Origin of the sequence: Salipiger abyssi (assembly GCF_017311415.1) — a bacterium.
Lineage (GTDB): Bacteria > Pseudomonadota > Alphaproteobacteria > Rhodobacterales > Rhodobacteraceae > Salipiger > Salipiger abyssi_A.
This window is the reverse complement of the sequence record NZ_JAEKIS010000007.1, coordinates 72,161-97,687: the sequence shown is the minus strand read 5'-3', so window position 1 is coordinate 97,687 and position 25,527 is coordinate 72,161. Positions and strand designations below refer to the sequence as shown.

The 25,527-nt window shown below is 67.2% G+C and carries 25 protein-coding genes; 10 read left to right on the top strand and 15 right to left on the bottom strand.

Annotation, left to right across the window (positions count from 1 at the left end):
• Position 1: 1 nt before the first annotated feature.
• The 4 genes from nifE to nifH form a co-directional block, all read right to left on the bottom strand.
• Positions 2–1,642: a nitrogenase iron-molybdenum cofactor biosynthesis protein NifE gene (nifE, locus tag I6N89_RS11530; protein WP_207018598.1), complete on the bottom strand. Its 1,641-nt coding sequence runs from the start codon at positions 1,640–1,642 to the stop codon at positions 2–4.
• 244 nt (positions 1,643–1,886) lie between these two features.
• Positions 1,887–3,425: a nitrogenase molybdenum-iron protein subunit beta gene (gene nifK / locus I6N89_RS11525; protein WP_207018597.1), complete on the bottom strand. Its 1,539-nt coding sequence runs from the start codon at positions 3,423–3,425 to the stop codon at positions 1,887–1,889.
• Positions 3,426–3,548: 123 nt separating this feature from the next.
• Positions 3,549–5,054, bottom strand: a complete 1,506-nt coding sequence (nifD, locus tag I6N89_RS11520) for a nitrogenase molybdenum-iron protein alpha chain (RefSeq protein WP_207018596.1) — start codon at positions 5,052–5,054, stop codon at positions 3,549–3,551.
• Between the two features lie 112 nt (positions 5,055–5,166).
• Positions 5,167–6,054, bottom strand: coding sequence for a nitrogenase iron protein (gene nifH, locus I6N89_RS11515; protein WP_207018595.1), 888 nt, complete (start codon positions 6,052–6,054; stop codon positions 5,167–5,169).
• 298 nt (positions 6,055–6,352) lie between these two features.
• On the opposite strand from nifH, the gene I6N89_RS11510 reads away from it, so the two are divergent.
• Positions 6,353–6,823 (top strand): MarR family winged helix-turn-helix transcriptional regulator, encoded by a 471-nt coding sequence (locus tag I6N89_RS11510; protein WP_207018594.1) that lies wholly within the window; start codon positions 6,353–6,355, stop codon positions 6,821–6,823.
• Positions 6,820–7,959, top strand: coding sequence for an FUSC family protein (locus tag I6N89_RS11505; RefSeq protein ID WP_207018593.1), 1,140 nt, complete (start codon positions 6,820–6,822; stop codon positions 7,957–7,959). The genes I6N89_RS11510 and I6N89_RS11505 overlap by 4 nt, the downstream gene beginning before the upstream one ends.
• 67 nt (positions 7,960–8,026) lie before the next feature.
• Here the strand turns inward: I6N89_RS11505 and I6N89_RS11500 are convergent, their stop codons facing one another.
• The 5 genes from I6N89_RS11500 to I6N89_RS11480 form a co-directional block, all read right to left on the bottom strand.
• Complete coding sequence (locus tag I6N89_RS11500; protein WP_207018592.1) at positions 8,027–8,569, bottom strand: peroxiredoxin; 543 nt, start codon at positions 8,567–8,569, stop codon at positions 8,027–8,029.
• Between the two features lie 160 nt (positions 8,570–8,729).
• A complete protein-coding gene (locus I6N89_RS11495) occupies positions 8,730–9,827 on the bottom strand; it encodes an FAD:protein FMN transferase (protein WP_207018591.1) in 1,098 nt (365 codons plus the stop codon).
• A complete protein-coding gene (locus I6N89_RS11490) occupies positions 9,824–10,312 on the bottom strand; it encodes a SoxR reducing system RseC family protein (RefSeq protein ID WP_207018590.1) in 489 nt (162 codons plus the stop codon). The genes I6N89_RS11495 and I6N89_RS11490 overlap by 4 nt, the downstream gene beginning before the upstream one ends.
• A gap of 7 nt (positions 10,313–10,319) precedes the next feature.
• Entirely contained in the window at positions 10,320–10,520 is a 201-nt protein-coding gene (locus I6N89_RS11485) for a 4Fe-4S binding protein (RefSeq protein WP_207018589.1), read from the bottom strand.
• Positions 10,521–10,568: 48 nt separating this feature from the next.
• Positions 10,569–10,856 (bottom strand): 2Fe-2S iron-sulfur cluster-binding protein, encoded by a 288-nt coding sequence (locus I6N89_RS11480; RefSeq protein WP_207018588.1) that lies wholly within the window; start codon positions 10,854–10,856, stop codon positions 10,569–10,571.
• 661 nt (positions 10,857–11,517) lie between these two features.
• On the opposite strand from I6N89_RS11480, the gene rsxA reads away from it, so the two are divergent.
• The 8 genes from rsxA to I6N89_RS11440 are packed head-to-tail and all read left to right on the top strand — an operon-like array spanning position 11,518 to position 17,934.
• Complete coding sequence (rsxA, locus tag I6N89_RS11475) at positions 11,518–12,099, top strand: electron transport complex subunit RsxA (RefSeq protein ID WP_207018587.1); 582 nt, start codon at positions 11,518–11,520, stop codon at positions 12,097–12,099.
• Positions 12,100–12,119: 20 nt separating this feature from the next.
• Positions 12,120–12,683: an RnfABCDGE type electron transport complex subunit B gene (locus I6N89_RS11470; RefSeq protein ID WP_207018586.1), complete on the top strand. Its 564-nt coding sequence runs from the start codon at positions 12,120–12,122 to the stop codon at positions 12,681–12,683.
• Positions 12,680–14,215 (top strand): electron transport complex subunit RsxC, encoded by a 1,536-nt coding sequence (gene rsxC / locus I6N89_RS11465; RefSeq protein WP_207018585.1) that lies wholly within the window; start codon positions 12,680–12,682, stop codon positions 14,213–14,215. The genes I6N89_RS11470 and rsxC overlap by 4 nt, the downstream gene beginning before the upstream one ends.
• Positions 14,212–15,276, top strand: coding sequence for an RnfABCDGE type electron transport complex subunit D (locus I6N89_RS11460; protein WP_207018584.1), 1,065 nt, complete (start codon positions 14,212–14,214; stop codon positions 15,274–15,276). The genes rsxC and I6N89_RS11460 overlap by 4 nt, the downstream gene beginning before the upstream one ends.
• The gene (gene rsxG / locus I6N89_RS11455) at positions 15,273–15,929 is read left to right on the top strand and encodes an electron transport complex subunit RsxG (RefSeq protein WP_207018583.1); all 657 of its coding nucleotides are present in this window, start codon (positions 15,273–15,275) and stop codon (positions 15,927–15,929) included. The genes I6N89_RS11460 and rsxG overlap by 4 nt, the downstream gene beginning before the upstream one ends.
• Positions 15,929–16,657 carry an electron transport complex subunit E gene (locus I6N89_RS11450; protein ID WP_207018582.1) on the top strand — a complete coding sequence of 243 codons (729 nt, stop codon included), beginning with the start codon at positions 15,929–15,931 and terminating at the stop codon, positions 16,655–16,657. Before rsxG ends, I6N89_RS11450 begins: the two co-directional genes overlap by 1 nt.
• Complete coding sequence (locus I6N89_RS11445) at positions 16,654–16,911, top strand: RnfH family protein (RefSeq protein WP_207018581.1); 258 nt, start codon at positions 16,654–16,656, stop codon at positions 16,909–16,911. Before I6N89_RS11450 ends, I6N89_RS11445 begins: the two co-directional genes overlap by 4 nt.
• Before the next feature lie 39 nt (positions 16,912–16,950).
• Entirely contained in the window at positions 16,951–17,934 is a 984-nt protein-coding gene (locus I6N89_RS11440) for an FAD-dependent oxidoreductase (RefSeq protein WP_207018580.1), read from the top strand.
• A gap of 7 nt (positions 17,935–17,941) precedes the next feature.
• Here the strand turns inward: I6N89_RS11440 and I6N89_RS11435 are convergent, their stop codons facing one another.
• From I6N89_RS11435 to I6N89_RS11410, 6 genes are all read right to left on the bottom strand, one after another.
• Complete coding sequence (locus I6N89_RS11435; protein ID WP_207018579.1) at positions 17,942–18,484, bottom strand: flavodoxin domain-containing protein; 543 nt, start codon at positions 18,482–18,484, stop codon at positions 17,942–17,944.
• 84 nt (positions 18,485–18,568) lie between these two features.
• Positions 18,569–19,345, bottom strand: a complete 777-nt coding sequence (locus I6N89_RS11430) for a gamma-glutamyl-gamma-aminobutyrate hydrolase family protein (RefSeq protein ID WP_207018578.1) — start codon at positions 19,343–19,345, stop codon at positions 18,569–18,571.
• Positions 19,346–19,410: 65 nt separating this feature from the next.
• Positions 19,411–19,839, bottom strand: a complete 429-nt coding sequence (locus I6N89_RS11425; protein ID WP_207018577.1) for a GlcG/HbpS family heme-binding protein — start codon at positions 19,837–19,839, stop codon at positions 19,411–19,413.
• Positions 19,840–20,012: 173 nt separating this feature from the next.
• A complete protein-coding gene (locus I6N89_RS11420; RefSeq protein WP_207018576.1) occupies positions 20,013–22,157 on the bottom strand; it encodes a malate synthase G in 2,145 nt (714 codons plus the stop codon).
• Positions 22,158–22,292: 135 nt separating this feature from the next.
• The gene (locus tag I6N89_RS11415; protein WP_207018575.1) at positions 22,293–24,101 is read right to left on the bottom strand and encodes an ABCB family ABC transporter ATP-binding protein/permease; all 1,809 of its coding nucleotides are present in this window, start codon (positions 24,099–24,101) and stop codon (positions 22,293–22,295) included.
• Positions 24,102–24,257: 156 nt separating this feature from the next.
• Positions 24,258–25,451: a LysM peptidoglycan-binding domain-containing protein gene (locus I6N89_RS11410; protein ID WP_207018574.1), complete on the bottom strand. Its 1,194-nt coding sequence runs from the start codon at positions 25,449–25,451 to the stop codon at positions 24,258–24,260.
• Between the last annotated feature and the right edge of the window lie 76 nt (positions 25,452–25,527).

Genomic DNA, 25,527 nt, shown 5'->3' with positions numbered 1-25,527 from the left:
CTCAGCAATCCTCAAAATCGGTTTCTGAGGAGGTAAACCCGGCCACGCCGGTCGCGGGATCGGCCGGGAGGTGCCGGGTCAAGCCCGCCACGGGTGTCTCATTCCCCCCGCCCCGGACGTGATCCGGGGCCTCACCCTCAGTCCCCGAGCGCGGCGGCATGGGCGGCACCAGGCTCACGGGTCGCGTCATGCCCTCGGCGCCGGTCACCGGGCAGGCGCCGCTCAGCGCCGGCAACACCCGGCCCTCGGTCAGCGGCGCATCCCAGGGCGCGGCCCCGCGCAGCTCTTCCCACATCGGGTTGTTCATCGACCGATCAAGCGCGCGCACCAGATCGACCATGCCTATATAGCCCGCATAGGGCTCGTGCTTTTCCTGATTCACATCGACCCAAGGCATCCTGGCCTTAAGCGCCACGAACTGCGACCGCCCGCCCGACATCAGCACATCCGCGCCCGCCTGTTTCAGCAGCCGGTACATGTCCTTCGGCGCCATATTGTCGAACATGTGCGCGGTCGAGCCCATGATCTCGACCACCCGGGTCTTGTCCTCCTCAGTGGCCTTGCGCACCGAGGTGCCGATCACCTCCATGCCCAGCTCCTGAAGCGCCGAGACCACCGACCAGCTCTTGTGCCCACCGGTGTAGAGCAGCACCTTCCTGCCCGCGACGCGGGGCCGAAGCGGCTCCAGCGCGGCCCGGACCTGCGCCTCTTCCTCCGCAATCAGTGCCTCGCAACGCTCCAGAAGCTCCGCATCGGCGCCCTGGTCCACCAGAATGCGGCACATGCTGCGCAGCGCCTCCGACGTGTCGGAAATGCCGTAGAAGGAGCCCTCGAAAAACGGGATGCCCCAGCGCTCCTCCAGCTTGCGGGCGACATTGATCAACGCCTTTGAGCAGACCATCATCGTGACCTTGGCGCGGTGCATCATCGCCACCTGCCGGTAGCGCGCATCGGCGGCCAGCGAGCCCAGAATGCGGATGCCCAGCCGGTCGAGCAGCGGCTTCACCTGCCAAAGCTCACCGCTGAGGTTGTAGTCGCCAACGATATTGATGTCGTAGGGGGTGCACTCCGCAGGCTCCACCGTGCCGATCACATGATCGAGCATCGCCTCGCCCGCCAGTTTGTTGCCGAGGTTCTTGGAGCCCACATAGCCCGGCGCGTTGACCGGGATGCAGGGGGTGGCGAAGGCCTCGCTCGCCGCCTTGCACACCGCGTCGATATCGTCGCCGATGAGCGCCGGCACGCAGGTCGCATAAACGAAAACCGCCGGCGGCCGTTCCGCCGCGATCAGCTCGCGCAGCGCACGGAAAAGCTTCTTCTCGCCGAACCCCATGACGATATCCAGCTCGGTCATATCGGTGGTGAACCCGGTGCGATAACGCTCCGATCCCGACGACGCCGCACCGCGATTGTCCCAGCCATTGCCCTCGCAGGCCAGCGGCGCATGCACCAGATGGGCGACATCGACGATGGGTTGCAGCGCGATCTTGGCGCCGTCGAAGGCGCAGCCCCCCGCCGCCGCGCCGGGCGTCAGCGGCTTGGCGCAGCCCTTCTTGCGCTGCTGCTCGGACTTCGAGACATTCGTCCCGCAGGCCGGTTCGTCGAACACATCTGCGATCTTGCTCTTCAAGGCATCGGCCATGGCGCATCTCCCGGTTGTCGAGAGAGAAACAGCAAGCTTTGTGCCATGCTCCCGCCCCGCAAACCCGGCCCCGGACGCCCCGCCATTGTCGCCTTCCCGACAAAGCGTCTTTCATCTTTCTTCAAATACTCAAAAAAATCCGCCCGCCTCGCCGGACACGGCCCCGCCCTGCCGGGCGCCCCGCGACAAACGCAAAACCGGCGGGCCCTCGGCCCGCCGGTCGCGTCTTACAAAGAACCGCCGGTCAGCGCGTCAGGTCGTAGCTGTAATCGGTCTCGCCCGGCACGATCGTGTCGTCGTCGAGCTTGTCAAAGACCGTATCCAGCAGCTTGACCAACACGTTCAGCGCGCCCTGATAGCCCATCGTCGGGAAGCGGTGATGGTGGTGGCGGTCGAAGATCGGGAACATCAGCCGGATCAGCGGCGTGCCGGTGTCGCGTTCCAGATATTTGCCATAGGAATTGCCGATCAGCATATCCACCGGCTCGGTATTCAGCAGCGAGCGCATGTGCCACAGATCCTTGCCGGCCCAGACCTGGCCCTGTTTGCCGAAGGGCGAGGAGGCGAGCAGCTCTTCCATCTGCTTGGCCCATGTCTTGCCGCCGTTGGTGGCCAGGCAATGCAGCGGCTCACCGCCCATTTCCATGACGAAGCGCGCCATGGCATAGACGAAATCCGGATCGCCGTAGATGGCATAGGTCTTGCCATGCAGATGCGCCTGGCTGTCGGCCAGCGCGTCGATCAGACGGCCGCGTTCCAGCTTCAGCGAGTCCGGGATCGCTTTGCCGGTCAGTTCCGAAACTTTCATCAGGAACTCGTCGGTGGCCTGGATGCCCATCGGGTAATGCAGCGCCGCGGTCTGCTGACCCTTTTCGGCGATGTATTCCATGGTCTTCGGCGTGCACCATTCCTGAAGCGAGACGGTCGCCTTGGCGTTCAGCGCCGCCTTGGCATCGTCGAGCGTGGTGCCGCCGGAATACATGCGGAATTCGCCGTCCGACGGCGTGTCATAGACATCCGACACATCCGACAGGAAGGTGAAGGTCACGCCCATCGCATCGAGCATCCGCTTGATTTCGCGGTTGTTGCCCACCGCGAAACCGTCGAAGCCGGGGATGATGTTGATGCTCTCGCCCTCGACCCGATCGGCCTTGTCCCAGAAATGGCTCAGGATGCCCTTCTGCATATTGTCGTAGCCGTCCACATGGCTGCCGACAAAGGCGGGCGTATGGGCATAGGGCACATCGAAGCTGGCCTCGACCGAGCCCTTCTCCTTGGCCTGCTGGATAAAGGAGTTGAGATCGTCGCCGATCACTTCGGCCATGCAGGTGGTGCTGACCGCGATCATCTGCGGATTGTAGAGCGCCTTGGTGTTGGCCAAACCGTCCACCATGTTGACCAGCCCGCCGAACACCGCCGCGTCCTCGGTCATCGAGGAGGAAACGCAGGAGCTGGGCTCCTTGAAGTGGCGCGACAGGTGCGAGCGGTAATAGGCGACGCAGCCCTGCGAGCCGTGCACAAAGGGCATGGTGGCCTCATAGCCCTGGCTGGCAAAGACCGCGCCCAGCGGCTGGCAGGCCTTGGCGGGGTTCACCGTCAGCGCCTCGCGAGCGAGGTTCTTTTCGCGGTATTCCCAGGATTTGGTCCAGTCGCCGATCTCCTGCACCATCTCGTCCGGATGGCCGCATTCGAATTTCAGTTTCTTCTGGGCCAGCATCTCCTTGTATTCGGGCTGCTGGAAAAGCGGTGCGTGATCGAGCACCTTGTCTGCCGACTGAGGCATGGTCGTAATCCTTCTGTTGGCCGTCCGCATTCCGAGACGCGCCTGTGTTGAGGAAAAGTCGGGGAAGGAAGGGCGCGAACGCCCTTCGGGATCCGTAGGGTGGGCGATCCGCCCACCACGCCGTCACTCGGCGGCGATGGCCGGGCTTTCCCAGGGCGCGCCGTAGAGGCCCCAGACCGGGTTGTTGATCGCCAGATCCATGTCGCGGGCAAAGATGGCAAAGCCGTCATAGCCGTGATACGGGCCGGAATAATCCCAGCTGTGCATCTGACGGAACGGGATGCCCATCTTCTGCACCGGGTATTTCTCCTTGATGCCGGAACCGACGAGATCGGGACGGATCTTTTCGATGAACTTCTCCAGCTCGTAGCCGGTCACGTCGTCATAGATCAGCGTGCCGTCCTTCACGTAATGGCCGGTGCGCTTGTAATCGTCGTTGTGACCGAACTCGTAGCCGGTGCCGGCGATGACCATGCCCAGATCGTCATAGGCGGTGACCACATGCCGGGGGCGCAGCCCGCCGACGTAAAGCATCACCGACTTGCCTTCGAGGCGCGGGCGGAACTTGGCGATCACCTCGTCGACCAGCGGCTGGTACTTGGCGATGACCTTCTCGGCGTTCTCCTGGATGGTCTCGTCGAAATTCTTCGCGATGGCGCGCAGCGACGCGGCGATCTGGGTGGGCCCGAAGAAATTGTACTCCATCCAGCCGATGCCGTATTTTTCTTCCATGTAGCGGCAGATGTAGTTCATCGACCGGTAGCAGTGGATGAGGTTGAGCCTGGCCTTGGGCGCGCGCTCGATCTCGGCCAGGGTGGCGTCGCCGGACCAGTTGCCGACCACGTTCAGCCCCATCTCTTCGAGCAGGATGCGCGAGGCCCAGGCGTCGCCGCCGATATTGTAATCGCCGATCACGTTCACATCGTAGGGGCCGGGCTCATAGGCCTTCACGGCGTCACTCTCGGGCTGTTCAAAGACCCAATCGCGCACGGCGTCGTTGGCGATGTGGTGACCCAGCGACTGCGACACGCCGCGGAAGCCCTCGCAGCGGACCGGCACCATGGTCTTGCCGGTCTCCTTCTTCTTCTCGCGGGCCACTGCCTCGATGTCGTCGCCGATGAGGCCGATCGGGCATTCCGACTGGATCGTGACGCCGTTCGACAGCGGGAACAGCTCGTTGATCTCGTCGATGGTCTTGCCGAGCTTCTTGTCGCCGCCGAACACGATGTCCTTTTCCTGGAAATCGGTGGTGAACTGCATGGTCACGAAGCTGTCCACGCCGGTCTTGCCGATGTAATAGTTGCGGCGCTGCGACCAGCTGTATTGCCCGCAGCCCACAGGCCCGTGCGAGATATGGACCATGTCCTTGACCGGCCCCCAGACCACCCCTTTCGAGCCCGCATAGGCGCAGCCGCGAATGGTCATCACGCCGGGCACCGACTTGATGTTGGATTTCTGGGTGTCGCATTTCGACGCGATGCCGGTGGTGGCATCGGGTTCCTCATCGCTGGGCTTCGACACCGTGAGGTGCTTGGCGCGGCGCTTTCTGGCTTTGTCCGGATAGGCGTCGAGGACTTCCTCGATCATTGCCTCGTAATCTTCCGGCCCGCTGACGTGATCCTTGGCCATCCTTTTGGCTCCTTCTCACTGATGGGGATAGGCGGATGCGCCGGCAGGGCGCATCCCATGCGTGTTGCGGCGCGGAAAATGCTATCGTCGCCTCCCGCGCCTTTGTCGGGGCTCAGCCCGCGACCGCGCCCTCGGAGGCGGCGATGGCGGCGAGGCGTTCCTCCTCGGACTGCATGATGCCGAATTCCATCAGCATCTCTTCCAGCTCTTCCATGGTGATCGGGGTCGGGATGACGCCCTTGCCCGAGTTGTTGTGGATCTTCTGGGCGAGCTGGCGGTACTCATTGGCCTGCGCGCTGTCGGGCGCGTATTGCAGCACCGTCTGGCGGCGCAGCTCGGCATGCTGGACGATATTGTCGCGCGGCACGAAATGGATGAGCTGCGAGCCGAGCTTGGCGGCCATGGCCTCGGCCAGTTCCAACTCCTTGTCGGTCTGGCGTTCGTTGCAGATCAGCCCGCCGAGGCGCACGCCACCCGAGTTGGCGTATTTCAGGATGCCCTTGGCGATGTTGTTGGCGGCGTAGAGCGCCATCATCTCGCCGGACATGACGATATAGATTTCCTGCGCCTTGTTTTCGCGGATCGGCATGGCAAAGCCGCCGCAGACCACGTCGCCAAGCACGTCATAGGAGACGTAATCGACATCGTCATAGGCGCCGTTCTCTTCGAGGAAGTTGATCGATGTGATCACGCCGCGCCCGGCGCAGCCGACCCCCGGCTCCGGGCCGCCGGATTCCACGCATTTGATATCCTTGAAGCCGACCTTGAGGACGTCCTCCAGCTCCAGATCCTCGACCGAGCCCATCTCGGCGGCCAGATGCAGCACGGTGTCCTGCGCCTTGGAGTTGAGGATCAGACGAGTGGAGTCGGCCTTGGGATCGCAGCCGACGATCAGGATTTTCTGGCCCATCTCGACGAGGGCGGCCAGGGTGTTCTGCGAGGTGGTCGACTTGCCGATCCCCCCCTTGCCGTAAAAGGCGATCTGACGAAGTTCGCTCATATCCTATTCCTTTGGTCTGTTGGTCGTTTCAATCACACGAGGTGAGACGGCTCGTGACCGCGCTCAGGAAGAGTTGAGCAGGAAGCGTGCCAAGCCGCAGACCGTAGAAATTTACATAAAATCAATACATTGAAAATTTATCGCGATTTGGCGCAAAGCCGACAAAACCCGACAAATCCCTGTCTGGCACTGTCATCCCCACATGACGGAGCGCCCCCCGGACCGACACGACGAACCGGGTGGGAGTGGTGAATTTAATTTGAATTGCAAATCAAATTTTTTGCGGTATCTCTTCGCTATGTCCACCCCCTCCTCCCTCCGATTCCGCTTTGGAATCCGTTTCTCGCTGCTCGCCCGGCGCTGGCGACGCGCGCTTGATGCGCATCTGGCCAAGGCCGGGCTCACCGATGCCACCTGGGTGCCGCTGATCCATCTCGAAGAGACCGGCGGCGGCATCACGCAAAAGGCCCTCGCCGCGCTGGTCGGTGTCGATGGATCGAGCCTCGTGCGGGTGATCGACATCCTCTCGCGCCAGGGGCTGGTCGAGCGGCGGACCGACGAGAGCGACAGCCGCGCCCGGCTGATCCACCTCACCGCCCGGGGCAAGCGCCGCGTGGCCGAGATCCGCGCAGAGCTCGCCCGTGCGGAGACGCTGATCATGGCCGATCTGAGCGATGCCGAGATCGACAGGATGCTGGGCCATTTCGAAGCCATCGACCGGCGCCTGACCGAGCTTCAGGACCGCGAGCAACAGGAGCCCTCCTCATGAGTGCCGCCCCTCAGCCGCCCATGTCCTCCGGCATGACACCGCCGCCGCGGCGGATCGATTCCGCCCGTCATCTGCTGCAACGCTGGCACCTTGAGGATAGCGCGGCGCTTGCGCCTCAGCCCTCGCTGCGCAACTCGGTTCTGGTCGGCCTTCAGGCCGGGCTGACCGTGGCCATCGCGCTGCCGCTGGTGCTGCTGTCGCCCTGGGCGCATCTGATCGGCTTTGCCGCGCTCGGCGCGCTCGCAGCGCTTTTCGGACGGTTCGAGACGCGCCGGGGCCGCAGCCGCATCGTCCTGCTCAGCGCGCTTTGCCAGACCCTGGCGGTGCTCGCGATGTCCACCGTCGCCTGGCTCGGCCTGCCCGTTGCAGCCGAGCTGGTGGCGCTGGCGCTGGCCTGCGGCGTGCTGTTCTTCGTCACAGTCACCGGCCGGTTCGGCCCGCCGGGCTCGCTGATCTTCGTCTTTGCCGCCGGCGCGGCGCTGAGCCACCCCGGCAGCTTTGCCGTTGTGCTGGAGCGCGGCGCCGCCACCGGCGCAGTCGCCCTGCTCGCCTGGCTCATCTGCCTGATCACCGAAAGATTCCGCGACCGCCCCGGCCCCGAGCGCCGCTTTCCCGCCGAACCCGCGCGCCCGCTGCGCCACCGGCTGGTAGCTGCCGCGCGGATCGTGGTCGGTGCCGCGATCGCGCTCTTTGTCAGCCACGTCGCCGGGGCCGATCACCCGGTCTGGGCGGCCATGGGCGCGCTCGCGGTGATGCAGGGACCGCATCTGCACATCAACCTGCACAGGGCGCTGCAACGGATGGCGGGCACGGTGCTGGGGGCGACCCTCGCCTGGGTCATCCTGTCGCAGGATCCTTCGGCCTGGACGGTCATCGCCGTTCTGTTCTTGCTGCAATTCGTCACCGAGCTGGTGATCGGCAGCAATTACGCGCTGGGGCAGATCTTTGTGACCCCGATGGCGCTACTGATGACCCAGCTTGCCGCGCCGCATGCGTCGGGTGCCGCCATGGCGCCGGAGCGGGTACTCGACACGCTGCTGGGCGCCAGCGTGGGCATCGCGATCGCGGTGCTGCTCTCCTCGCTCGACGACCGTCACCATCTGGCCACGCAGCACGCGGAACGGGCAAAGCGCTGAGCCGCCCAACGGAAAGCCCCGCCGTGCCGGGCACGACGGGGCGTTTCAATTCATCGTTGCGAAAGGCTTATTCCGCCGCAACCGCCTGCTTGAGATAAGCCAGCAGGGTTTCCGGGCTCGACTCGCCATAGGGGTCGTCCGGGCAGTTGTCCATCAGGCCGGGCTCTTCGAACCAGGCTTCGACCACGCCGTTGTTGACGATGGCCGCATAGCGCCAGGAGCGCGCGCCAAAGCCGAGATTGTCCTTGTTCACGAGCATGCCCATCTTGCGGGTGAACTCGCCCGAACCGTCGGGGATCACCTTGACGTTCTCGATGCCCTGGGCTTTGGCCCACTGGTTCATGACAAAGCTGTCATTGACCGAGAGACAGTAGATCTCGTCGATGCCCTGCGCCTTGAATTCCTCGAAATTGTTCTCGAAGCCCGGCAGCTGGTAGGTCGAGCAGGTCGGCGTGAAGGCGCCGGGCAGCGAGAACAGGATCACGCGCTTGCCGGCGAAGTAATCCGCAGTGGTCATGTCCTGCCAGCGGAACGGGTTGGGACCGCCCACGCTTTCGTCGCGCACGCGGGTGCGGAAGGTCACATCGGGCAGCTTTACATTCGTCTTCATGGGTTGGCTCCTTTTGAAAACACAATCTTTTTGCCCGGCTTCGCGCCGGACCCTCCTCCCGACACGTACGCGGGACGAAGCCGCCGCTCCGCCCTAAACGTGCTGCGCTTTTCGGACGTCCGGCGGGAAATGTCGAGTCGAACGCCCATCTTTCACAACCTCAAAATCTTTCGCAGTCGGGCGCCGCTGAAATCTGCGGCAACGGCACCTCGCGCAGCGTCTCGGCAAGGCTTTCGCTGACGGTTTCCAGCCGCGCGCGCATCTGCGGCGTGGCGTAGAGCGCGCCCTCGCCGTCGATCACCAGCACCGCCGTCACCCCCATCGCGGCGGCGACCTGCGGCCAGTCTCCGGGCCCGGCGACGCTGAGCGCGGTCGCCGCCGCATCGGCCAGCGTGGCGTCGCGCGCCAGCACCGAGACCGAGACGATCTTGCGCACCGGCCAGCCGCTGCGCGGGTCGATGATATGCGCATATCGCGCGCCCTCATGCTCGAAGAACCGCTCGTAATTACCTGAGGTATAAAGCACTTCTCCCGGCTCCAGAGACACCGCGCCGACCGCACCCCAGACGAAGGGATCGCGGATCGCCACCCGCCAGGGCCGCGCGCCGTGGCGGCCGATCACATTGACATCGCCGCCGGCGTTCAGCACCGCGTTGCGGATGCCGCGCGCCTCCAGCACGCTCCCGGCCAGCGCCAGCGCGGCACCCTTGGCAAAGCCGCCGAGATCGAGCTGCACCGCCGGATTGACCGAGGTCACCGTCTCGCCGTCGAAGCGCAGATCTGTCATGCGCGGCGCTTTGGTTCGCAGATCGGTGATACGCTGAGGGTCGGGCAGCGCTCCTTCGGGCGGCGTGTCCGCGTGGACCCCCCAGAGCCCGATCAGCGCGCCGATGGCCGGCTCGAACCGCCCGCCGCTCAGACAGGAGAGGCGCCGCCCCTCGCGCAGCAGCGCGGCAAGGCGGGTATCCACCGTCAGGCCGTGGCCGGCGGCGATGGCGGCGTTCAGATCGCCCAGCCGCCCGGGCCGCCACGCATGCCAGTCGCGATGCAGGGTTTGCAGCAGCTGCCCTGCCTCGGCGGCGGCGGCGCGGGCGGTGTCGTCCTCCTCGCCATAGATGACGATCTCGACCAGCGTGCCGAAGATATAGAAGGTCTCGTGATATTCGCGCTCGGGCTGCGCCGCGCGCACCGCACCGAAAGCCAGCGCCAGCGAGAGGCCCGCGACGATGATCAGGCGGCGCAGGGCGAGCGGGCTCATGAGATCTCTCCCGCCGGTAACACCCGTTCGACACGCAGCGCCGAGAGTACCCGCCCCCGCCGTTCCGCCCGGCGCAGCGGCCAGAGCGACAGCGCCAGCACTGGCAGGCATAGCAGCGCCGCCGCCCCGTCCGACAGCCCCGAGGCGCGCGCCAGCACCGCCGTCGCCGCCAGCGCCGCCGGCGGCAGCAGATAGGCGAGCCCGGCGGCGGCGAGAAAGCGCGTGGCGGGCAGCGCCACCACCACCGCGTCGCCCGGGCGCAGCATCTGCGGCGCGGGCAGCGTCAGGCGCAGGGACGCGCTGCCGGCAAGCTCGGCCAGCGCCCCGGCGCCGCAGCCGCTGCGCGCCGCGCATTGTGCGCAGGCCGTGGCCCGCCGCCCCTCCAGCCGCAGTTGGTCGCCGTCGACCGCGACCACTCGCATGACCTGACGCAGGCTGCGGTCGTCGGTGCAATCGGCGGTCTCTGATTCAGGGGCGGCGGACATCGCGGGCTCAGGCCTCGGCGGGGATGATGCAGCCGTCTTCCATGCAGACGCTGAGGCATTGCGGCACGTCGTGGTCCGGCTCGCATTCGGTGCAGACCTCGGGCTTGATGAAGAACACGCCCTTCTTGGGGATGATCGCGCCGGTCGGGCAGACCGGTTCGCAATCGCCGCAGGAGGTGCAGAGGTCGGAAACGATGAACATGGCCATGGGAGGAGTCCTTTCTGGTTTGACTGGACAATGGGAGAGCGGGGAGGATCAGCCGGGGCGCACCTTGACGGTGCCGCCCAGCACCTGACACTGGCAGGCCAGGCGGTCGTCGCGCCCGGCGAGGTTTTCCTTCAGCACCCGCAGCTCCAGCGCCGAGACGTCGGACAGGAATTCACTGCCCTCGATCACATGGGTGAGGCAGGTGCCGCAGTCGCCTTCGCGGCAGCCATAGGTGATGCCCGCGCCGATCTTTTCCGAGATCTCGATGATACGGGTGCCCGCGGGCACGGTCACCGTGAGGTCGATATCGGCAAAGATCAGCTGCGATTTGGCCATCGGTGGCTCCCCTGATTGCGCGGGCGGCGAAGCGCGCCTCGTGATGGGGGAGCAGCAAGGAATGTGCCATGTGGTCGGCGGGCAGATGCGGGCGGCAGAGGGTGCCCGGCGCGGCGCTGTCCGACAATTTGTCGGGTATCCGACACTGAGAGGGGCCGGAGAATGTCAAAGCCCCTCTCCCGGCGGTCGATGCCCAAAGACCCCCGCGCCGAATCAAGCCCGGAACGCGCCGCGCCATCGCCGGCCCGCCCCGCCGGGCTGGCGATTTGGTAACGCCAGCGCCTCGTTTTGAAGCCCTTCGGACTTGGCATGCATCAACCGAGGGGGTCCAGCCGCCAGATCGCCATCCCGCGCGCCGCCGGTGGCACGGCGGCACAGCCAGATTTCACAACGTCACCAGAGCTTCCTCGGAGACGCGGGCGTTTGCACCGCCGCGTTAACCGGCGAGGCCCCGGATCACGTCCGGGGCGCGCGGTGAGATGCCCGTAGGGTGGGCAATCCTGCCCACCGCCGCCGAACCCTCCTACGCGCCGCCGCCCGGACAATCGCACAACGCCGCAACTCCCCGCCCCGGTACAGCTGGCACAATCCTTGCTGTTTCCCGCCAAAGGCCCGCGATACCGCTCAGGCCGCGCCCCCTCGCAACACCAGGGAGTTTCCCATGCAAGAGTTCTTCATCATCCTGCTCGGCACGGCACTGGTGAACAATGTCGTGCTGGTGAAGTTCCTCGGGCTCTGCCCCTTCATGGGCGTCTCGCGCAAGGTCGACGCCGCCATCGGCATGGGGCTCGCCACCACCTTCGTGCTGACGCTCGCCTCCGTGGCGAGCTGGGTCGTGGAGACCGCGATCCTCGTGCCGCTCGATCTGGGCTTTCTGCGCATCCTCAGCTTCATTCTGGTGATCGCCGCCATCGTGCAGTTCACCGAAACGGTGATGCGCAAGCTCGCGCCGGGGCTCTATCGCGCGCTCGGCATCTACCTGCCGCTCATCACCACCAACTGCGCGGTGCTCGGCGTGGCGCTGCTCAACATCCAGGAACGGCACGATTTCACCCAGAGCCTGCTCTACGGCTTCGGCTCGGCGCTGGGGTTCACCATCGTGCTGGTGATCTTCGCCGGCATGCGCGAGCGGCTGACGCAGCTTTCCGTTCCCGCGCCCTTCGCCGGCCCGCCCATCGCCTTCATCTCGGCGGGGCTCTTGTCCATGGCCTTCATGGGCTTTGCCGGGCTCGTGCCCAACTGACCGAAAGGGAGACCGACGCCATGATCACCGCCGCTGCCTCAATGTCCGCCCTCGGGCTCGGTCTCGGCCTGCTGCTCGGGGCCGCCGCGCGGAAGTTCCATGTCGAGACGCCCCCGGTGGTCGACGAGATGGAAAGCGTGCTGCCCGGCACCAATTGCGGTCAGTGCGGCTATCCCGGTTGCCGGGGCGCCGCCGAAGCCATCGCCGAGGGCAGCGCCCCGGTGACGCTCTGCCCGCCCGGCGGGCGCGACGTGGCGCTGCAACTGGCCGAAATCGTCGGCGTCAGCTGCTCCGGCGGACCCGAGATCTCCGGCATAGCCGAAACCGAACCGCAGGTCGCCTTCATTTTCGAGGATCATTGCACCGGCTGCACGAAATGCTTCAAGCGCTGCCCGACCGACGCCATCGTCGGCGCCGCCAAGCAGATCCACACGGTGATCTGGGACGCCTGCACCGGCTGCGACGCCTGCGTGCAGGTCTGTCCGACCGAAGCCATCGTGCTGCGCACCCGCCCCCGGACCCTGCAAAGCTGGTACTGGGAAAAACCCGACGCCCAGCGTTTCGCCAGCGCGGGGCATGCATGATGGGCGCGGTCTTTTCCTCCCTTTTCTCGCGCATCCGCGGCGGGGTGCATCCCGAGACGCGGAAATTCCTCAGCGCCGGCTGCGCCATCGAGCCGATGCCCCTGCCGGCGCTGCTCCGTGTGCCGCTGCAACAGCATATCGGCGCGCCCGCCGAGCCGCTGGTGGCGCGCGACGACCATGTGCTGAAGGGCCAGCTCATCGCCCGCGCGCGCGGCGCGATTTCGGCCAATCTGCACGCGCCGACCTCGGGCCGGGTGATCGCGGTCGGGCATTTCCCGGCGCCCCACCCCTCGGGTCTGCCGGTGCCCACGATCACCATCCGCCCCGACGGCGAAGACGCCTGGGGCCCGCGCATGGCCCGGCTGCGCCCCGAGGATGCCGGCCCCGAGGAGATCGCCCAGCGCGTCGCCGAGGCCGGCATCGTCGGCATGGGCGGCGCCACCTTCCCGGCGTCCGTCAAGCTCAACCTGCGAGACCGCTACCGGCTGCACACGCTGATCGTCAACGCCGCCGAATGTGAACCCTACCTCACCTGCGACGACCGACTGATGCGCGAGCGCGCCGAGGAGCTGGCGGACGGCGCCGGGATCATGGCGCGCGCGCTGGGGGTCGACAGGATCGTCGTCGCCATCGAGGCCAACAAGCCCGAGGCCGCCGCCGCCATGCGCCGCCACAATCTCGGGCTGGGCCGCCCGATCCAGGTCAAGGTGGTGCCGACGCAATACCCGATGGGTTCGGAAAAGCATCTGGTGCGTGCGGTGACCGGACGGGAGACCCCGGCCCGCGCGCTCACCGCCGAACTGGGCGTCGTGGTGCACAACGCCGCCACCGCCTATGCGGTGCATCAGGCGGTGCGCTATGGAGAGCCTCTGATTTCGCGTGTGGTGACAGTCTCGGGGCGCGGCGTCGGCCGTCCCGCCAACGTTCAGGCGCTGATCGGCACGCCGGTCGCCGATCTGCTGGAGCATTGCGGCGGGCTCGCCGCCGAGCCCGACCGGCTGCTGCTCGGCGGGCCGATGATGGGTCAGCCGATCGAGAACCGGCGGGTGCCCATCGTAAAGGGGACCAACGGCATTCTGGCGTTGACCCGCGCCGAGACCCGCAAGCCCGAGGTCATGCCCTGCATCCGCTGCGGCACCTGTGTGCAGGCCTGCCCTTGCGGGCTCACGCCCTTCGAGCTGAATGCAAGGATCCAGGCGGACGATCTCGACGGCGCGGTGCGCGTCGGGCTGCTCGATTGCGTCTCCTGCGGCTGCTGCTCCTATATCTGCCCGTCGAACATTCCACTGGTGCAGGGGTTCAGCTTTGCCCGGGGCCGGCTCGCCGAAAAGGAGAGCCGCAAGCACCAGCAGGAGGAAACCAAGCGCCTCGCCGCCGCCCGCACCGCGCGAGAGGAGGCGATAGCCGAGGCCAAGCGTGCCGCCATGGCGCGCCACAAGGCGATGATGGCCGAGAAGAAACGCCGCGCCGCCGAAGAGGCGGCGCAAGCGGCTGATGAGGCCGCCCCCGAGCCCCGGGAGGCCGCGAAATGACCCTGCTGGCCAGCGCCCCCCACACCCATTCCATGTTCACCGTCTCGCGCACGATGGTGGCGGTCATGGTCTGCCTGAGCCCGGCCACCGCATTGGGCCTCTACCAGTTCGGCTGGCCGGCGGCGTTGCTCTTCGCCGTCACCCTTGCCGCCGCGCTGCTCTTCGAGATCCTGAGCCTCGCCGTCGCGGGCCGGCCGATCCGGCCCTTCGCCACGGACGGCTCGGCGCTGCTCACAGGCTGGCTGGTGGCGCTCACCCTGCCGCCCTGGGCGCCCTGGTGGATCGGCGTGCTGGGCGCCGGCATCGCCATCGTGATCGGCAAGCACGTCTTTGGCGGGCTCGGACAGAACCTCTTCAACCCCGCCATGGTGGCGCGTGCCATGCTGCTCGTCGCCCTGCCGGTTCCGATGACGCAATGGGCCGCGCCCACGGATCCCGCCCATGGCCCCGATCTCGCCGCGGCCCTCGCCATCACCTTCGGCGCCGGCGCGCCGGTGGATGCGGTCAGCAGCGCCTCGCTGCTGGGACATCTGAAAAGCCAGCTCGACGCCGGGCTGCCGATGTCAGAGATCCTCGCCACCACCGACAGTCTGCGCGACCAGATCTACGGCTTCACCGCCGGCAGTCTCGGCGAAACCAGCGCGCTTCTGCTGCTGATCGGCGGGGTCGGGCTGATCCTGCTGCGCATCATCACCTGGGCGACACCGCTGGCGCTGCTCGGCACGCTCTTCGGCCTTGCCGGGATCGCCCGGCTGATCGCGCCCGAGAGCTTCCCGCCACCGCTCATGCATCTCACCTCCGGCGCCACCATGCTCTGCGCCTTCTTCATCGCCACCGATTACGTCACCGCCCCGGTGACCGCCGCCGGCAAGGCGCTCTACGGCGCGGGGATCGGCGCGCTGATCTTCGTCATCCGCAGCTGGGGCGCGTTCCCCGAGGGCGTCGCATTTGCGGTGCTGCTGATGAATGCCTGCACGCCGCTGATCGACACCTATATCCGCCCGCGCATCTTCGGACGCACCCGCTCGGGCAAACCGCTGCCGCTGGAAGAGACGCCATGAGCGACATCGACACATCCGCCGCCTGGGCGCGTAGGCTTCTTCGCTCGCCCGCCGCGCCGGGGCTGCTGCTCGCCGCGTTTTCGCTCGGCACCGCACTGCTGCTGGCAGGCTCCGATGCGCTGACACGCGAGCTCATCGCCCGCCGCGCCACCGAGGATCTCTATGCCTCGCTGGCCCAGGTGGTGCCGCCCGCCCTGCACGACAACGACCCCACGGCCGACAGGCGCGTGCTGCGCGATGCCGATGAGGGCGAGGTGCCGGTCTATATTGCGATGCGCGAGGGCCGCGTCACCGCCGTGGCCTTCGGACTGACCGGCTACGGTTACGGCGGTGCGATCCGTGTGCTGATGGGTATCGCGCCCGATGGCACGCTGCTCGGCGCGCGGGTGCTGTCGCATGCCGAAACCCCCGGGCTCGGAGACAAGATCGAGGCCGCGAAAAGCGACTGGATCGAAGGCTTTGCCGGGCGCTCCCTGACCGATCCGCCGCCCGCAGGCTGGAAGGTCAAAAAGGACGGCGGCGTATTCGATCAGTTCTCCGGTGCCACCATCACCCCGCGCGCGGTGGTCGCCACCGTGCAGCGCGGCCTCGCCCTGTTCGAGCGCAACCGCGCGGCGCTGCTCGTCCCGCACGCTACCGAGGAGAGAGACTGATGGCCAACGCCTATGCAAAGATCGCCCGCGACGGGCTTTGGGACAACAATGTCGTCTTCGGCCAGATGCTGGCGCTCTGCCCGCTTCTTGCGGTCACCGGCACCGCCACCAACGGGCTCGGCATGGGACTCGCCACCACCGCCGTTCTGGTGGTCTCGAACCTCGCGATCGCGCTGCTGCGCGGCGCAATCACCCCCGAAATCCGCATTCCCGCCTTCGTGCTGATCATCGCCTGTATCGTGACCGTGGTCGACATGGCGCTGAACGCCTGGAGCCACGATCTGCACAAAGTGCTGGGCCTTTTCATCCCGCTCATCGTCACCAATTGCGCGATCCTGGGCCGCGCCGAAGCCTTCGCTTCGCGCAACAGCGCCCCCGCCGCCGCGTTCGACGGGCTGATGATGGGAATCGGCTTCACCTTCGCGCTGACCCTGCTGGGCGCGCTGCGCGAGATCTTCGGCGCGGGCACGCTCTTTGCCAATGCCTCGGTGCTGCTCGGCCCCCGTTTCGGCTTTCTCGAAACCGTGGTGGTCCCGGACTATCAGGGCTTCCTGCTGCTGATCCTGCCGCCCGGCGGCTTTGTGGTGCTGGGCTTTCTGCTGGCGCTGAAGACACTCGCCGACAATCGCCGCCGCGCCGGGGCCGTCCCCGCCGCGCCACAGGGCGCGCGGGTCTTCACCGCCGCCGGCGTGCTGCGCCCTGCCACCGAACCCGGAGACGCGTCATGAATGTCGGGATCGCCTATGCCAAGCCGACCGCGCAGGTCTGGAAGAATATCGAGGTGCCCGAGGGCGCCACGGTGCGCGAGGTGATCGAACGCTCCGGGCTTCTCGATCAATTCCCCGAGCTCGATCTCGGAACCAACAAGGTCGGCATCTTCGGCGCCGTCGCCAAGCTGGAAAAGCCGGTCAAAGACGGCGACCGGGTCGAGATCTACCGCCCGATCCACCCCGATGCCGAACTGCTTGAAAAGAAACGATGAGAGCGGCCCTCGCCGCCGATGCACCATGGAGATCCGGACATGCCTGAGCTGAGCCGCCGCCGTTTCACCCGATCCCTGCTCGCCGCCAGCGCGCTGAGCGCCGCCATCCCCCTCACCGCCCGGGGCGCCGGGCGCAACGTCATCGTTGGCGGCGGCCCCGCCGGCGCGACGGCCGCCCTGGCGCTGCGCCGTGCGCGGCCCAAAGACGATATCCTGCTGATCGAGCGCGACCCCTCGCGTCTTGCCGGCGGTCCCGCCGCGCGTTTCGCCCAGCCCGGCGCGCCGGTCGATCTGGCAACGCTGCGCCAGGCCGGAATCGCCGTGGCGCTGGACGAGGTGACGGAGGTGGACTGGCGCGCCGCGCGGCTGTCGCTCTTCAGCGGGCGGCTTATGGCGTTCGACCGGCTGCTGCTGGCACCCGGCACCACGCCGGTGGCCGAAGCGCTCGACGGGCTCGGCCCGGTCGCGCGGCATCTCTGGCCCGCCGCCTGGGGCAGCGCCCGCGAAGCCCGGCGCCTCGCCGCACAGCTTTCCGCCCTGCCCACCAGCGGCCATCTGGTGCTGCGCCTGCCCGGCACCGGGCTCAGCCATCCCGACATTGCGCTCGCCCGCGCGCTGGAGCTCGACCGCTGGCTGCGCCGCAACCGGCCCGGCGCCCGCATGACCGTGCTCGACGGTGCCCCCGACGCCCCCCTCGCCGCGCGATTCCGCGCCAGGGGCGGGCATGCCGCTTGGCACACAGCCGATGACGGCGGCACCGTGCTGCGCCTCGACGCACCGCGCGGGGTGATCGACACCTCCGCCGGCCGGCTGTACGCCGATGTCGTCAATTTCCTCACGCCCCGGCAGGCCGGACAGATCGCGCAGATTGCCGGGCTCACCGACGAGAGCGGCTGGTGTCCCTGCGACGGCGCCGGGCGCTCGCTCATACGCCGAAGTGCCGCGATCCTCGGCGATGCCCGGCGCGATGCCCCGCGCAGCATCGCCTCCGCCCTCGCCTCCGGCGCAAATGCTCTCGTCTAGCCCCCGCTCAACGCCGCTCCGCCGCGCCCTCGGCCCAATCGTCGACGATGGCCCCCAGCGCCGCCCAGTCGGTGTATTCCCTGTCGCGCGCCGGATCGACCTTCTGGCGATGCTGCGAGGCGATCCAGCGCATCGCCCAGCTCTTGAAGAAATCGTATTCGGAAAAGCGGAAAGCCCCGGCCACCTGCTCGGTGCGCGACGGCCCCCAGCCGAAGCCGTCCGCAGTCTCCCGGGCGATCTCGCGCAGCTCGTCCAGTTCGCCCGGATCCTTGCCGGCGGCGGCCAGCGAGACTTGCAGATAGAGCGTCGGCATCGCGGCCAGCCCGCCCGCGTGATCCCTCGCGGCGGCGATCAGCGCCGGCTGGATCTTTCCGATATGCACCGAGCCCGCCAGCAGCGCGGCATCGAAGCGCCCCACATCGAGCCCCTCGGCGTCCTCCGCATTGAGCAGCTCGACGCTATGGCCCTCCGCCACCAGACGATCGGCGGCAAAGCGGCAGATCTTGCGGGTCTGCCCCTCGGTGGTGGCATAAAGAACGAGAATGCGCATTGCTGCCTCCCTCTGCAAAATCGCAGTCAGGGTAGCGCGGATGCGCGGAAGACGCCTTGCGTCAGAGCAAGGCGCGGCAAAAGATCAGGCGGAAATCCGTTGCGGCGTACGTTTGCACGCGGCCCAGGCGCGCACCGCGTCGCCAAAGGCCTCGAAGAGCGGGCGCGAGACCGGATCGTTGGCCGCGTCCCATTCCGGATGCCATTGCACCGAGAGCGTAAAGCCCGGCGCGCCCTTGACCACAAGCGCCTCGGGCGTGCCGTCGGGGGCAAAGCCCTCGATCTCGATCCTGGCACCAGGGCGCTTGATGCCCTGCCCGTGCAGCGTGTTGGTCATCACCTCCGGCGCGCCGAAAAGCTTATGAAACACCCCGCCCTCGCTCAGCGTCACCTTGTGGCGCAGGGCGAATTTCTCCTCGATGGTGCCGTCGGGGGGCATGCGGTGATTCATGCGGCCCGGCAAATCGCGGATTTCGGGGTAGAGCGTACCGCCCATGGCGACGTTGACCTCCTGAAAGCCCCGGCAAATACCCAGGAAAGGCTGCCCGCGCTCGACGCAGGCGCGCACCAGGGGCAGCACGATGGCATCGCGGGCCCGGTCGAAAGCGCCATGCGCCTCGGTCGCCTCCTCGCCGTATTCCTCGGGGTGCACATTCGGCCGCCCGCCGGTGAGCAGAAAGCCGTCGCAGACCTCCATCAGCTCCTCGACGCTGACAAAGCGCGGATCGGCGGCGACCAGCAGCGGCAGGCAGTCCGAGACGCAGGCCACGGCTTCGGTGTTCATCTCGCCACCCGCATGCGCCGGGTAGCTGTCGTTGATCAGATGGTGATTGCCGATGATACCGACGACCGGGCGGGCCATGGAAACCTCATTTCTCTGCTACTGCACTGAAACATAGTGCATCGCCCGCCCCGCTGAAAGCCCGCTCAGACCTCCGCGACCAACCCAGCGGCCTCGACGCCCGCTTTCGCGGCAGCCGCGTCATTGTCGGAGCTGTCGCCGGTCACGCCGAGCGCGCCCAGAACGCGGCCCTTGGAATCCTTGACCAAAACGCCGCCCGGCACGGGAATCAGCTGCCCGCCGAAGGCACCGTTGGCGGCGGCGATGAAATAGGCCTGTGCTTCAGCGCGCGCCATCTGTGCGCTGCCCGACATACCCAGCATCACAGCCCCATAGGCCTTGCCATGGGCGATCTGGAACCGGCCCGGGCTGGCGCCGTCCTGCCGCTCGAAGGCGATGATATTGCCGCCATCGTCCAGCACCACCGCCGAGAGCGGGTTCAGCCCCAGCTCCTTGCCTTTCTCCAGCGTCTTGCGGATCATCACCCGCGCCCGGCTCAGCGAAATCCCGGCCATCTCAATCTCCTTCGCGTCTTCTCTTTGCAAATACGCATCTCGCGCGGGCCGCAGGCCCGCGCCCCCGGCGACGCGGCTTTGCCGCGGCGCCATTCCTCAAGCACTCCTACGGAGTGACGCGGCAAAGCCGCGGCGCCACACTTCCCCCACTGCGGGGTGACCCTCGGCCGAGATCAACCGGCCTTCAGCTCCAGCCGGCGCCGGTGCAGCACCGGCTCGGTATAGCCCGAGGGCTGCACCCGGCCCTCGAAGACCAGATCGCAGGCCGCCTTGAAGGCCACCCCGTCAAAGCCCGGCGCCATCGGCATATAGGCCGCATCGCCCGCGTTCTGCCGGTCCACCACAGCGGCCATCTTCTTCATCGCCGCCATGACCTCGTCATGCGAGACCACCCCTTGATGCAGCCAGTTGGCCAGATGCTGCGACGAGATCCGGCAGGTCGCGCGGTCCTCCATAAGCCCGACATCGTGGATGTCCGGCACCTTGGAGCAGCCGACGCCCTGATCGACCCAGCGCACCACATAGCCCAGGATGCCCTGCGCGTTGTTCTCGATCTCCTCGCGGATCTCGTCGTCGGACCAGTTGGCACCCGCCGCCACCGGGAAGGTCAGCAGATCCTCCAGCGTGCCGCGCGGCCCGCCGGCGGCGATCTCGGCCTGACACGCCAGCACATCCACCGCATGGTAATGCAGCGCGTGCAGCGTGGCGGCGGTGGGCGACGGCACCCAGGCGCAATTGGCGCCCGATTGCGGGTGACCGATCTTGGCTTTCAGCATGTCGGCCATCAGATCCGGCATCGCCCACATGCCCTTGCCGATCTGAGCCTTGCCGCGCAGCCCGCAGGCCAGACCGATATCGACATTGCGGTCCTCATAAGAGGCGATCCAGGCGGTGCCCTTCATATCGCCCTTGCGGATCATCGGCCCCGCTTCCATCGAGCTATGCATCTCGTCGCCGGTGCGGTCGAGGAAGCCGGTATTGATGAAGGCCACCCGATGCTTCGCCGCGCGGATGCATTCCTTGAGGTTCACCGAGGTGCGGCGCTCCTCATCCATGATGCCGAGCTTGACGGTGTATTGCGGCAGCCCCAGCGCGTCTTCGACAAAGGAAAAGATCTCGTCGGCAAACGCCACCTCTTCCGGCCCGTGCATCTTGGGTTTGACCACATAGACCGAGCCCTTGGTGGAGTTGCGCGGACCCCCGGTCTTGTCGACATCGCGCTTGGCGATCAGCGTGGTCACCATCGCATCCATGAGACCTTCATAGATCTCCGAGCCGTCTTCCAGCAGGATCGCCGGGTTGGTCATCAGGTGGCCGACATTGCGCACAAGCATCAGCGCGCGCCCCTTCAGCACCAGCTCCGAGCCGTCGGGCGCGGTATAGCTCCGGTCGGCATGCAGGGTGCGGGTGACGGGTTTGCCGCCCTTCTCGAACGTATCGGCGAGATCGCCCGCCATCAGCCCCAGCCAGTTGCCATAGGCCAGCGCCTTGTCCTCGCCATCGACGCAGGCCACCGAATCCTCGCAATCCATGATCGCCGAGACCGCCGCCTCCATCAGCACATCCGCCAGCCCCGCCGGATCGGTCTTGCCGATGAAATGATCCCGGTCGATCACCAGCTCCACATGCAGGCCGTTATTGCGCAGCAGCACCGCCTCGGGCGCCTCGGCAGCCCCGCGATAGCCCGCGAATTGCGCCGGGCTCTCCAGCGGCTTGCCGGAGACCCGCAGCGTGCCGCCCACGACCGAATAGCCGTCCGCGCCGGCATGGCTGCCTCCCGCGACAGGGAAGGTCTCGTCGAGAAACGCCTTGGCGGTGGCCACCACCTGCGCCGCGCGATCCATGTCGAAACCGCCACCCGAGGGCAGCGAGCCCATCGCATCGGTGCCGTAATAGGCATCGTAAAGCGAGCCCCATCGGGCATTGGCGGCGTTCAGCGCATAGCGGGCATTGGTGATCGGCACCACGAGCTGCGGCCCGGGCACCGAGGCGAATTCGGGGTCGGTATTGGCGGTCTCGATCTCGAAATCCGGGCCCTCGGGCACGATATAGCCGATCTCTTCGAGAAAGGCGCGATAGGCGGCGGCGTCATGTTTCTGGCCCTTATGCGCCAGATGCCAGGCGTCGATCTTTTCCTGAATGTCTTCGCGCTTTTGCAGCAGCACCGCGTTGCGCGGGCCGAACCCATGCGCCAGCACAGACAGCTTTTCCCAGAACACCGCCGGCTCCACACCGCTGCCCGGCAGCGCTTTCTCTTCGAGGAATTCGAACAGAACGGGGTCGATCTGCAACCCGTTGCGGGTGATGCGGTCTGTCATGGCAAGCCTCCAGGCGGATTCGGGTGTCCCTTTCACCTACGTAAGTTTCCTATCGGAAACAAGCCCGGTCATATTACTTGACCAATTTCGCCTGCCCGCGCCCAAATTTTTTGGCAAAAAATTTGCCCCCCTGGCTCAGGCCGCGTCGCGTTCCGCCTGCTGGCGCGCCCAGAGCTGCGCGTAGCGCCCGCCGCGCGCCAGAAGCGCCTCATGCGTGCCCTGCTCGACCACCTCGCCCTTTTCCAGCACCACGATGCGGTCGGCATCGGCGATGGTCGAGAGCCGGTGCGCGATGGTGATCACCGTGCGGCCTTCGCCGGCGCGTTTCAGCGCGGTCTGGATCTCCGCCTCGGTCTCGGTGTCGAGCGCCGAGGTCGCCTCGTCGAGCAGCAGGATCGGCGGGTTCTTGAGCAGGGTGCGGGCGATGCCCACCCGCTGCTTTTCGCCGCCCGACAGTTTCAGCCCGCGCTCGCCAACCTGGGTGTCGTAGCCCTCGGGCAGGCTTTCGATGAACGCGTGGATCTGCGCCGCCTGCGCCGCCGCGACGATCTCGGCCTCGCTGGCGCCGTCGCGGCCATAGGCGATATTGTAGCGGATCGTGTCGTTGAAGAGCACCGTGTCCTGCGGCACCACGCCGATGGCGGCATGCAGGCTTTGCTGGGTGACCTCGCGCAGATCCTGCCCGTCGATGCGGATCGCCCCGTCCTGCACGTCGTAGAAACGGAAGAGCAGCCGCCCGATGGTGGATTTCCCCGAGCCCGACGGCCCGACCAGCGCCACGTTCTGCCCGGCCCCGACGCGCAGCGACACGCCCTTGAGGATCGACCGCTCCTCATCGTAGCCGAAGGCCACATGGTCGAATTCCACAACCCCGCCGGTCACCTGGATAGGCGGCGCGCCGGGCGTGTCGGTGACGTCCTGCTTCTGGTCGAGCAGCTCGAACATCTGGCCCATATCCACGAGGCTCTGGCGGATCTCGCGATAGACCGTGCCGAGGAAGTTCAGCGGCATGGTGATCTGGATCATATAGGCGTTGACCATGACGAAATCACCCACGGTCAGGTCGCCCGCCTGCACCCCCAGCGCCGCCATCACCATGACGATCACCAGCCCCGAGGTGATCAGCAGGGACTGACCGAAATTCAGCATGGCGAGCGAGGTGTTGGTCTTGACCGCCGCCGCCTCGTAGCCGCGCATGGCGGCATCGTAGCGCGCCGCCTCGCGGGTCTCGGCGCCGAAATATTTCACCGTCTCGAAATTCAGCAGGCTGTCGATCGCCTTCTGGTTGGCGTCGGTATCCTGCTCGTTCATCGTGCGGCGCAGGCGCACGCGCCATTCGGTGACCTTGAAGGTGAACCAAACGTAAAGCGCGATGGTCACCGCCACCACCGCCAGATACCAGACGTCGAAGAGCACGAAGAGCACCCCCGCCACCAGCAAAAGCTCGATGATCAGCGGGCCGACGCTGAAGAGCAGGAAGCGCAGCAGGAACTCCACCCCCTTCACCCCGCGCTCGATGATACGCGACAGCCCGCCGGTCTTGCGGGTGATGTGGTAGCGCAGGCTTAGCCGGTGGATGTGAGTGAAGGTCTCGAGCGCCAGCCGCCGCAGCGCGCGCTGCCCGACCCGGGCGAAGACCGCATCGCGCAACTGCTGGAAGCCGACATTCATCAGCCGCGCCAGCCCATAGGCCACGGTCAGCCCGACCGCGCCGAGCATCAGGTCGGGCACCTCGCCCGAGAGGCTGTCGACAGCGCGCTTGTATAGGATCGGCGTGCCGACGGCGATCAGCTTGGCCAGCAGCAGAAAGCCCAGCGCGATCACCACCCGGCGTTTCACCCAGGCCTGGCCCTCGGGCCAGAGATAAGGGCCGACCCGGCGGATCGTGCGCCAGCCCGAGCGGCGTTCCTCGCGGGCGATCTCGGCGGTGCTGTCGGTGGGCATGGCGGATCCTTATGGCTGGGCTCGGCTGTCCCATACCCCCGTCCGGCGGCAGGTGCCAGTGCATGGCCGGATCCCGTTCCGGGCACGGCTGTCCGGACGGCACGCCCGGATCGACGGGACCGACGGAGTATTTGCCGGAAAGATGAAAGCCCTGGGTCAGTCCGGCATGTCGAAGACCTGCCCGGGATAGATCAGGTCGGGGTCGCGGATCTGGTCGCGATTGGCCTCGAAGAGCTTCACATAGGCCATGCCCTCGCCATAGCGGTCGCGCGCCAGTGCCCAGAGCGTGTGGCCGGGCTGCACGGTCACCGCGCGCAGCGGCGCGGCACCGGGATCGGCGGCGTCGCTGGCGGCGGCGAGCCGTTCGGGATCCTCGCGCAGGAAGGGGCTTTCGGCGCGGGCGCTGACCTCGCCCGCGGCGTCGATCTGGTCGACGCGCAGCGTGTAGGTACCGCTCTCGACCTGTGGCAGCGCGGCGCGCCAGCGACCGCTCTCGGGCACCCGCGCGGTGGCGACGGAGCGGTTGTCGAGATAGATGCGCAGCTCGGATTCGGCGCTGCCCCGGCCCGACAGCGTCACGCCGCCGGCATTGTCGTAGGTGATGGCGTCGATCGCCACCTCGCCCGGCGCGGTGGGCGCGGAGGGTTGCAGCACCTCGACCCCTTCGGCGCTGGAAAGCAGCACGGCGGGCGCGCCGGTCTCGCGGGCGGCCTCGGGCGCGGCGCCGGACTCGGTATCGGGAGCGGCGGCAATCGCGGGAGCGCCCGCGTCGGGTGCGGCATCCGTCGGCGGCGGAGCATCGGCAACGACAACGGGCTCGCCGGCGGCCGGCGGCGGCGCGGGGGGCGCCAGGATTACCTCCGCCTCGGACTCGATCTCCTGCCCCTGCCAGCTCATCCTGAGGCGCAGCACGCGCGGCTCGGGCGAGGACGGCAAATCGAGGAACTGGGCGAAGCGGCCCCTGCCATCGGCCGGCGCCGAGGGCTGCGCCTCGCCGTCCAGTATCACGGTGACCTCGGCGCCGGGCGCAGCGCTGCCGGCAATCAGGGTCTGGCCGTCGGGATCGGCGCGCACCAGATCGAAGCGCGGCGGTACGGGGGCGAGTTGCGGTGCGGGCGCATCGGAGCCGGGCTGCGCCACGGTCTCGACCGCAGCGGTTTCCAGCGGCGCCCCCGGCGGCGCATCGGCCTCGGGCGCGGCGGGGGTCGGCGCAGGCGCTCCGACCGTTTCCGGCGCCGGTTCCGATGGCGCAACCGGACCGGTGGCGGGGCCGATCACCCCGCTCAGATACAGCACCGCGGTCAGCGCCACGGCGCCCAGAAGTCCCCAGCCCAGAAGCTTTGTGTTCATTGCGTCCCTTATGTCCCCGGCGCGCCGCAATGCAGCGCGGTTGAGAACCTATATCAATCCCGCTATCACCGGTCAA